Annotated in this window: 3 protein-coding genes; 2 read left to right on the forward strand and 1 reads right to left on the reverse strand. The window is 63.5% G+C overall.

Annotated elements, in window-relative coordinates; all coding sequences use genetic code 11:
• The first annotated feature begins 1 nt into the window (after nucleotide 1).
• Nucleotides 2–472, forward strand: coding sequence for a transcription elongation factor GreA (gene greA / locus RMO81_RS12000; protein WP_310476123.1), 471 nt, complete (start codon nucleotides 2–4; stop codon nucleotides 470–472).
• 4 nt (nucleotides 473–476) lie between these two features.
• Nucleotides 477–1,112: a rhomboid family intramembrane serine protease gene (locus RMO81_RS12005; RefSeq protein ID WP_310476124.1), complete on the forward strand. Its 636-nt coding sequence runs from the start codon at nucleotides 477–479 to the stop codon at nucleotides 1,110–1,112.
• Here RMO81_RS12005 and RMO81_RS12010 read toward each other — a convergent pair.
• Nucleotides 1,109–1,603 carry an Lrp/AsnC family transcriptional regulator gene (locus RMO81_RS12010; RefSeq protein WP_310476126.1) on the reverse strand — a complete coding sequence of 165 codons (495 nt, stop codon included), beginning with the start codon at nucleotides 1,601–1,603 and terminating at the stop codon, nucleotides 1,109–1,111. The genes RMO81_RS12005 and RMO81_RS12010 overlap by 4 nt on opposite strands.
• Nucleotides 1,604–1,608: the final 5 nt, after the last annotated feature.

The raw sequence follows: 1,608 nt of genomic DNA on the forward strand, positions 1-1,608 counted from the left end.
GATGGAAAAGGTGCCGATGCTGCCGACAGGACATGCATTCCTGATCAGCCAATTGCGGCAACTGAAAGAGGTGGAGCGGCCGGCGGTGGTGGAAGCCATCGAGGAAGCGCGCGCCCACGGCGATCTGTCGGAAAATGCCGAGTATCATGCCGCAAAGGAACGCCAGGGCCAGATCGAAGCCCAGGTGATCGAAATGGAAGACATGCTGGCCCGCGCCATCGTGATCGATCCCAAGACGCTTTCGGGTGACAAGGCCGTGTTTGGCGCCACGGTTCATTTGCTGGACGAAGACGAGAAGCCGGTGACCTATCAGATCGTCGGCCAGCACGAAGCCGACGTGAAGTCCAGCCGCATCAGTTTCTCCTCGCCACTGGGCAAGGCGCTGATCGGCCGCCGCGTGGGCGACGAAGTGGAAGTCAACACGCCGTCGGGTGACAAATATTATCAGATCAACCGCGTTGAATTCATTTGAACCCGTGCCAGCCATTGCCGAGCCGGAGGACAACCATCCGGCCACGGTGATGCGCGTGCTGGTGATGCTGAACGCGATTGTCGCAATTCTGATGGGGCTGGCTGGCAGCGAGGCGCGGCAAGTGCTGCTGTTCTGGGCTGGCTTGGTGCCGGCGCGACTGACGCTGGCGGTGGACGGGCAATTGCCGGTGCTGGGCGCGGCCTCCACGCTGTTCGGCCACATGTTCCTGCACGGTGGGGCGGCGCATCTGCTGATGAACATGGTGATGCTGATCGCCATTGGCCGCATCCTCGAACCAACGCTGGGCAGCCGCCGTTTCCTCGTCCTGTATCTGGTTTCTGGCCTGGCTGGCGGCCTGGCCGAATGGGCCTGGTCACCGTTGAGCACCATCCCGGCCGTGGGCGCTTCCGGTGCCATTTCCGGGCTGGTGGCGGCCCAGGCCATGCTGTTCGGCCAATCCAAACGTGGGCCTTTGATGCAGGCGCTGGGCCTGGCGGTGGCTTGGGTGGTGCTGCAGGTGCTGGCCGGCGCTGCCATGGGCGGGCCGGATCTGCGGATTGCCATCATGGCCCATATCGGCGGCTTCATCGCTGGGCTGGCGCTGGCGCGGCCGCTGATGCGCGGCGCACAGGGCGCTTAATCCACCGGCACGCCCGGCCGCTGCAGCGCGGTGCGGATGACGAAGCTGGTCTTCACGCTCTCCACATTCGGCGCCGGCGTCAGTTCGCTGGTCAGGAATTTCTGGAACTCCTGCAGATCGTGGGCGACGACCTTCAGGATGAAATCAATCTCGCCATTGAGCATGTGGCACTCGCGGACCTGGGGCAGGGCGGCGACATGATCTTCAAACGCGCGCAGGTCGGCTTCGGCCTGGCTTTTGAGGCTGACCATGGCGAAAACCGTGATGCCATAGCCCAGCGCCACCGAATCCAGATCGGCATGATAGCCCTTGATGACGCCATTTTCCTCCAGCGCGCGCACCCGGCGCAGGCAGGGCGGGGCAGTGAGGCCAGCACGCGTGGCCAGATCGACGTTGGTAATGCGGCCTTCGGCCTGCAAATGGCGCAGGATCACACGATCAATATCGTCGATCGGCAGCCGTGAACGATGCACCACTGGGCAACTCCCCATCCCAA

The organism is Sandarakinorhabdus sp. (assembly GCF_031422795.1).
GTDB lineage: Bacteria > Pseudomonadota > Alphaproteobacteria > Sphingomonadales > Sphingomonadaceae > Sandarakinorhabdus.

Coding starts and splice junctions, on each gene's coding strand:
- greA (WP_310476123.1), top strand. CDS start 2: ATGGAAAAGGTGCCGATGCTGCCGACAGGACATGCATTCCTGATCAGC.
- RMO81_RS12010 (WP_310476126.1), bottom strand. CDS start 1,603: ATGGGGAGTTGCCCAGTGGTGCATCGTTCACGGCTGCCGATCGACGAT.